Origin of the sequence: Pseudosporangium ferrugineum, assembly GCF_003002065.1 — a bacterium.
Classification (GTDB): Bacteria; Actinomycetota; Actinomycetes; order Mycobacteriales; family Micromonosporaceae; genus Actinoplanes; species Actinoplanes ferrugineus_A.
In genome coordinates, this window is record NZ_PVZG01000020.1 from 108,598 (window position 1) to 115,588 (window position 6,991).

General features: G+C 76.1%; 5 protein-coding genes. 2 read left to right on the top strand and 3 right to left on the bottom strand.

Translation table 11 applies throughout. The features are described 5' to 3' along the window. Positions 1-208: 208 nt before the first annotated feature. Positions 209-3,730 (top strand): nSTAND1 domain-containing NTPase, encoded by a 3,522-nt coding sequence (locus CLV70_RS31730; protein WP_106130313.1) that lies wholly within the window; start codon positions 209-211, stop codon positions 3,728-3,730. A gap of 51 nt (positions 3,731-3,781) precedes the next feature. Here the strand turns inward: CLV70_RS31730 and CLV70_RS31735 are convergent, their stop codons facing one another. Both CLV70_RS31735 and CLV70_RS31740 read right to left on the bottom strand, forming a co-directional pair. After that, a complete protein-coding gene (locus CLV70_RS31735; RefSeq protein WP_106130314.1) occupies positions 3,782-4,309 on the bottom strand; it encodes a nuclear transport factor 2 family protein in 528 nt (175 codons plus the stop codon). A 12-nt stretch (positions 4,310-4,321) separates the two neighbouring features. Further along, positions 4,322-4,789, bottom strand: coding sequence for an SPASM domain-containing protein (locus CLV70_RS31740; protein ID WP_211303965.1), 468 nt, complete (start codon positions 4,787-4,789; stop codon positions 4,322-4,324). 137 nt (positions 4,790-4,926) lie between these two features. On the opposite strand from CLV70_RS31740, the gene CLV70_RS31745 reads away from it, so the two are divergent. After that, positions 4,927-5,385, top strand: a complete 459-nt coding sequence (locus CLV70_RS31745; RefSeq protein ID WP_106130316.1) for an Lrp/AsnC family transcriptional regulator — start codon at positions 4,927-4,929, stop codon at positions 5,383-5,385. Here CLV70_RS31745 and CLV70_RS31750 read toward each other — a convergent pair. Beyond that, positions 5,363-6,991: ATP-binding protein (locus tag CLV70_RS31750; protein ID WP_425440254.1), on the bottom strand; the 1,629-nt coding region annotated here is incomplete at its 5' end. The genes CLV70_RS31745 and CLV70_RS31750 overlap by 23 nt on opposite strands.

A 6,991-nucleotide genomic window follows, 5' to 3' on the forward strand; every position in this document is an offset into this window, starting at 1 on the left:
CGCCGGTACCCGGATCCGCCGGGCGCCCCGGGCCGGCCCGCCGGCGCGGCGCTCGCCCCCGTCACGCCCGAGCGCCGTACACCATGGACGGCCTGGGGAACCGGCACCCTCACCATTCAACATGGACTGTCGTCACTTTGGCTGATCTCTTCCGCCCATCAATCAATCCCCGAACAATTGAGCGCCAGACGACACGGGGAGTGTGCCGATGGCGCGTACGGAGCGTCGGATCGATCCTGCCGAGGGACCGGTGCAGCAGTTCGCCTGGGACCTGCGGCAACTGCGGCAGGCGGCCGGGCGGCCGAGCTACCGCGAGCTCGCCGCGCGGGTGCACTACTCCGCCTCGGTGCTCTCCGAGGCCGCCGCCGGGCACGCGCTGCCGTCGCTCGCGGTGACGCTGGCGTACGTGCGCGGCTGCGACGGCGACCCCGCCGAATGGGAGCGCCGCTGGCGGCTCGTCACCGCGGAGACGGCGGGTGCGCAGGAGCAGATCCCGCCGTACCGGGGGCTGTCGGCCTTCGAGGAGGGCGACGCCGCGCACTTCTTCGGCCGCGGGGCGCTCACCGACGAGCTGGTCGCGCGGGTCACGGAGACGCCGATGCTCGCGGTCGTCGGCGCCTCGGGCAGCGGCAAGACGTCGCTGCTGCGCGCCGGCCTGCTGCCCCGGCTCGCCGGGAAGGTGGCGGTGCTCACGCCGGGCCCCGACCCCCTCGCCGGGCTCGACGCGGTGGACGACACGAGCACGGTCGTCGTCGTGGACCAGTTCGAGGAGGTGTTCACGCTCTGCGGCGACGAGCGGGTCCGTACGGAATTCCTCGACCGCCTGCTCGTGCTCGCCGAGTCCGGCAGGGCGCGGGTCGTGCTGGGCATCCGGGCCGACTTCTACGCCCACTGCGCGCGTCACCCGGAGCTGGTCGCCACGCTGCAGGACCGGCAGTTGCTCGTCGGGCCGATGGGTGCCGGCGACCTGCGCGAGGCCATCGCCGGCCCGGCGCGCAAGGCGGGGCTGCGGATCGAACCGGCCCTCGTGGAGGCGCTGGTCGCCGACGCGGCGGGGGAGCCGGGATCGCTGCCGCTGGTCTCGCACGCGCTGCTCGAGACGTGGCGGGCCCGCCAGGGTGCCACCCTGACGCTGGCCGGCTACCGGGCGGCGGGCGGGGTGGCCGAGGCGATCGCGCGGACGGCCGAGCGCGAGTACGCGGCCCTCGGCCCCGCGCACCGGGAGCTGGCCGAGCAGATCTTCCTGCGGCTCACCGCGCTCGGCGAGGGCACCGAGGACACCCGGCGGCGGGTCGCGTACGCCGAACTGCCCGACGACCCCGCCGTCCCCGGCCTGCTCGACCGGCTGGCCGCGGCCCGCCTGATCACCTGCGAGCGGGACACCGTGACTGTCGCGCACGAGGCGCTGATCCAGCGGTGGCCGCGGCTGCGGGGCTGGCTGGCCGCGGACCGGGAACGGCTGCGCGCCCATCGCCGGCTGACCGAGGCCGCCGCCGACTGGGAGCACCACGGGCGGGACGAGGCGTTCCTCTACCAGGGCAAGCGGCTGGCACTCTGGGACGACTTCCCGGCGGGGCGGCTGAACGACTCCGAGCGGGCGTTCCTCGGTGCCGGGCGGCGGCGGGAGCGTCGGGTGCGGGGCCTGCGGCGTACCCGGTCGAGGGTCCTGATCCTGGTCTTGACGTTGCTCGTGGTCGTCGCCGCCGTGCAGGGCCGCCGCGCCGCCGCCGGCCGCGAGGTGGCCACGGCGAACGCGCTGGCCGCGGAGGCGCGCGAGCAGCTCGACCTCAAACCGGACCTGGCGCTGCTGCTGGCCCGGCGGGCGACCGCGGTCCACACCACGCCGGCGGCGGAGGCCGCGCTGCGCCAGGCGGTGGTCGACGCGCGCGTCCGGTCCGTGCTCGGCACCGGCCACAACCAGGTCTTCGGCGTGGCGTACGCGCCGGGCGGCCGCACCTTCGCGACCAGCGGCGACGACGGCGCCGTCCGGGTCTGGCAGACCGGCGCGGACGGCCTGCCGCACGGCGCGCCGACGGTGCTGACCGGCCACGACGGCGAGGTGTGGAGCCCGCAGTTCTCGCCCGACGGCCGGTTCCTGGCCGCGTGCGGCATCGACGGCCTGATCACGGTGTGGGACCTGCGCGCCGGCGGCCCGGCCCGGGTGCTGCGCGGGCACGCCGGCAAGGTCTGGAACGTCGGGTTCAGCCCGGACTCGCGCCGCCTGGCCAGCGCCGGCGACGACGGTACGGTCCGCCTCTGGGACCCGGCCGCCGGCCGCGCGGCCGGCGTGCTGCGGGTGGGTACGGTGCGCGAGCTGGGCGTGGCGTACAGCCCCGACGGGCGCCGGCTGGCCGCGTCCGACGGCGACGGGGTGATCCGGTTGTGGGCCGCGTCCGGGGCGGGCGGGCCGGCGGTGCTGCGCGGTCACACGTCGTCCGTGGAGAGCATCGCGTTCGCCCCCGACGGGCGCACCCTGGCCAGCGCGAGCACCGACGGGACGGTGCGGGTGTGGCCGGTGGACCGCGGCGGCGCGCCGCTGGTGCTGCGCGGCCAGAACGCGGGAACGGTGGAGACCGTCGCGGTGAGCCCGGACGGCCGGCGGGTCGCGGCGGGCGGCAGCGACGGCACGGTCCGGGTCTTCAACGCCGACGGCGACGACGATCCGCTGCTGCTCGCCGGGCACGACGGTCCGGTGTGGAGCGTGGTGTTCGCGCCGGGCGGCGAGCTGCTCACCGGCAGCGGCGACGGGACCGCGCGGGTCTGGCGGGCCTCGTACCCCGGGGCGCCGCGGATCCTGACCGGGCATCGCGGGCCGGTGTGGGCCGTGGCGACCGACGCGGCCGGGCTGGTCACCGCGACCGGCGGCGACGACGGGACGGTCCGGATCTGGCCCGGCAACCGGGTGCTGACCGGCCACACCGGGGCGGTGGACGGGGTCGCGGTCAGCGCGGACGGCACGTCGGTGGCCGGCGGGGGCGACGACGGCACGGTACGCGTCTGGGACCTGGCGACCGGCCGCTCCCGGACGATCGGGCCGTTCAAGGGACCGGTGTGGTCGGTCGCGTTCCTGCCCGGCGGGAAGCGGCTCGTCGCCGGCAGCCACGACGGCCTGGTCCGGATCTGGGACCTCACCACGGGCGGCGTCACCGAGCTGCGGGGCCACGAGGGGCTCGTCCGCTCGGTCGCCGCCGCCCCCGACGGGCGCACGGTCGCCAGCGCCGGCCGGGACGGGACCGTACGGATCTGGGACGCAGACGGAAAGGCGCCCGCGCGGGTGCTGCGCGGGCACCGGGGCGGGCTCGCGTGGCGGGTCGCGTTCAGCCCGGACGGCCGGCAGCTGGCCAGCGGGGGAGACGACGGCACCATCCGGCTCTGGGACGTCGCCGGCGGCTCGGCGCCGCGGACGCTGCGCGGGCACCGCGGCGGGGTGTGGGCCCTGTCGTACAACCGGGACGGCACCCAGCTGGCGAGCAGCGGCGACGACGGCGGCCTGCGCCTCTGGCGGCTCACGGCCGGGGACGCCGTGACGGTGCTGCGCGGCTTCGGCAGCCCGGTCGAGGACGTGGTGCTCGGTCCGGGCCGGACCTTCACCACCGTCCACGACGACGGGACCGTCCGGGTGGGCAGCTCGGAGGCATGCGCCCCGCTGGAACAGCTCGAACCGCTGGCCGCGCGGCTCAGCATCCGCGACTTCACGCCCGACGAACGCTCCGCCTACCTGGAGATCTGAGCGGCCCGGGGGACGCGGCGCCCGGCGGGACGGGCGCCGCGCCGGTCCGGCTCAGACGACGGCCCACGCCGCCAGCGACAGCCGGCCGATGTCGTCGACCGACAGCGCCTCCCGGTCGAACCCGGCGGTGTCCTCCGGCTTCGGCGAGACGACCACCCGCAGGTGGGTGATCCGGCCGTCCTTGAGGGTGAACGCGTGGCTGCCGCTGACCTGGAAGCCCTTGCGGTCCGCCGTACCGATGACGGTCGTCCAGCCGGCCACCACGCGGTCGTCGTCGAGGACGCGTACCCGATGGACGTCGGTCTCCACGACGCCGAGCGCGGTCTCCAGGCTCTCGTCCTCCTTGGCGGCGCCCTGCAGCCGCAGCGGCATGCCGCTGGCCGCGAACCGGTTGCGGTAGAGCACGGTGATCGCGTTGAGGCCGGTGAAGGTGCCGGTCACCGGCGGGGTGCCGGCGAACTCGAACACCCCGTCGGGGTCCCACAGCGCGGTCAGCTTCTCGATCGAGCCGTCGACCCCGGTACGCAGGCCCCGGATCAGCTCGAAGTAGGTGCGGACGGTCTCCTCGTTCTGCGGCATCTCAGTTCCCTTCTATCCGTGGGTTTCGTGGTCGGGCAGCCAGCAGCGCGGATCCGGGGCCAGGTAGTCGCCGGTGCGGGCGTAGGCCACCGCCCGGCAGCCGCCGCAGCGCTCGCGCAGGGCACAGGAGCCGCACGCGCCGGAGAGGGAGGCGCGGTCGCGCAGCCGGGCGGCCACCGGCGAGTCGCGCCAGATCTCGGCGAACGGCCGCTGCCGGATGTTGCCCATCGGGACCGGCAGGAGCACGCACGGCAGCACGTCGCCGGTGGCGGTGACCGCGCCCTGGCCCCGGGCCGCCTGGCAGCCGACGAAGCCGGGCAGGCCGGCCACGCACGGGTCCACCAGGATCTGTTGCGCCAGGTGGGTGGTGATCTCCAGGCGGCCCGCGTACGCGTCCCGCAGCGCCATGCACCGCTCGGCCACCTCCCGCCAGCGCGCGTCGCCGATGTCGAGCAGCGCGGTGCCGCGGCCGGTGGGCACGTACCGGCCGCCCGCGCCGCACGAGGACCTGTTCGTGGGAGAAACTGTTCGTCTGCACGCGCAGAAAGCTAGGCGAACGCGCGGTGGCAGCACGCTGATACCGAACATCGTTCGGAGAATCTGTCAGAATTCGGGTCGTGGACGAACTTGATTCGGCAATCGTGGCCTCCCTCCAGACAGATGCCCGGCAGAGCAACCGGGAACTGGCCCGTACGGTCGGCATCGCGCCGTCGACCTGCCTGGAACGGGTCCGGGCGCTGCGCGAACGCGGGGTCATCACCGGCTTCCACGCGACCGTGGACCTGCCGGCGCTGAACCGCCCCGTCCAGGCCATGCTGCACGTCCAGGTCCGCCCGCTGAGCCGGACCGTGATCGAGGGCTTCAAGAAGTACGCGATGTCCCTGCCCGAGGTCCTGTCCATCTTCGTGGTGGCCGGCGGCGACGACTTCCTCGTCCACGTCGCGGTGCCCGGCGTCGACAACCTGCACGCCTTCCTCATGGACAAGTTCAGCGGCCGGCGCGAGATCGCCGGTTTCCGCAGCTCGGTCATCTACCAGCACGACCGCAAGCCGGTCATCGAGCCCCTCGACCCCTGACGGCCCCGGGGCCCGCTCGCAGTTCGCGGCGGCGGCGGGCGGGGTCGACCTCGGCCGCGGCCGTCCGCCCGTCGAGCTCCCAGCCTTTCGTGTACGCCGCGGCGAAGCGTTCCTCGCCCAGCGCGGCCCGCGCGCGCCGGGTGAGGCCGCGGATCCGCGGGTCGGTGCGGTCGTGGGCGCCGCGCAGCCGGGACGCGGCGCCGAGCAGGACGACGGACTCGTGGCGGTGGCCGTACGCCTCGGCGACCGCAGCGGCGTGCACCGCCACCACCGCCAGGATCGGCAGGTCGCGGGTCCTCAGCGCAACCGCGTACGCATCCTCCAGGGCGCTCTCGGCGCCGGCCGGGTCGCCGAGGGCGAGCCGCAGCGCGATCCGGGCGCAGCCGGCGAGGGTCCGCGCGTGCAGGCCCGGGAACGCGGGGTCGCCGTCCAGCGCCCGGTCCGCGTCCTCGATCAGCTCCCGGGCGCGGTCCTGGTCGCCGAGTTCCGCCCGCGAGAGGGCCTCCCACGCGTCGATCAGCGCCAGCGCCGGCGGCGAGCCCGCGCGCCGCACCCGTTCCCGGGCCGAGGCGATCACCGCGATCGCCGCGCCGGCGTCGCCGCGCCGCAGGTGCAGATCCATCCAGCGCAGGTCGATGAACATCTCGTCGCCGAGGCTGAGCCGGCCGAACTCGGCGGCCAGCGACCGGGCCTCGCGCAGGTCGGCGAGCGCGCCGTCGAGGTCGCCGTCGTACTGGCGCAGCTGGGCGCGCAGCGGCAGGACGGTGGCCTGGCCCCAGCGGTCGCCGGCGCGCCGGAAGCACGCCAGGGCCGCCTCCACGTCGGGGCGCACCCTGTCGAGCTCGCCCGCGTTCTCGGCGAACTCCGCCCGGAACGTGCGGGCCAGCCCGGCCAGCCATACGTCGCCGCCGTCCACCAGGTGGTCGAGGACCGCCGGCGCGGACTTCTCCTCCTGCAGGAACGCGAGCGCGATCGCGGTCAGCGGTCCGTAGGGCCCGGGCACCTCCGGGTACGCGAGCAGCCGCGCCGCCAGCTCCCGCATGGTTGCCCGGTCCTCCGCGGCCTCCCCGGCGGCCGGGGCCGGCCAGGCACCGGCCCGGTTGATCAGGTGGAACGCGTGGGCGCAGTCACGGGCCGGCGCGGGCCCGCCCGGCACCGCGAGCGCCTCGCCCAGCCAGGACGCCGCGTCCGCGTGCCGGCCGAACATGTGCCAGTACCAGGTGAGATCCAGGGCCAGGGAGAGCGCACCGGGGGCGTCGCCGGTGTCGCACCGCCGGCGCAGGGCGGCGAGCACGTTGTCGTACTCGGCGCCGATGACGCGCAGGGCGGTCAGCTGGCCGGGCCCGCGGAGCTGGGGGTCGTACCGGGCCAGCAGGGCGGCGAAGTGGCCGGCGGCCAGGTCGCGGGCGGTGCCGAGGGCGCCGGTCTCCGCGAGGCGCCCGGTGCCGTACTCCCGCAGCGACTCCAGCATGCGGTAGCGCCCCGGCTCGGCCGCGAGTTGCAGCAGCGATCGGTCGACGAGTGCGGCCAGGAGTTCGGGGATCTCCGCGGCGGGCACGGCGGTGTCCGCGCAGACGGCGGTGGCCGAGGCGGGGGTGACGCCGCC

Bases quoted from the DNA above. Each gene is read 5' to 3' on its own strand.
- CLV70_RS31730 (WP_106130313.1), top strand. From the start codon at position 209: ATGGCGCGTACGGAGCGTCGGATCGATCCTGCCGAGGGACCGGTGCAG.
- CLV70_RS31735 (WP_106130314.1), bottom strand. From the start codon at position 4,309: ATGCCGCAGAACGAGGAGACCGTCCGCACCTACTTCGAGCTGATCCGG.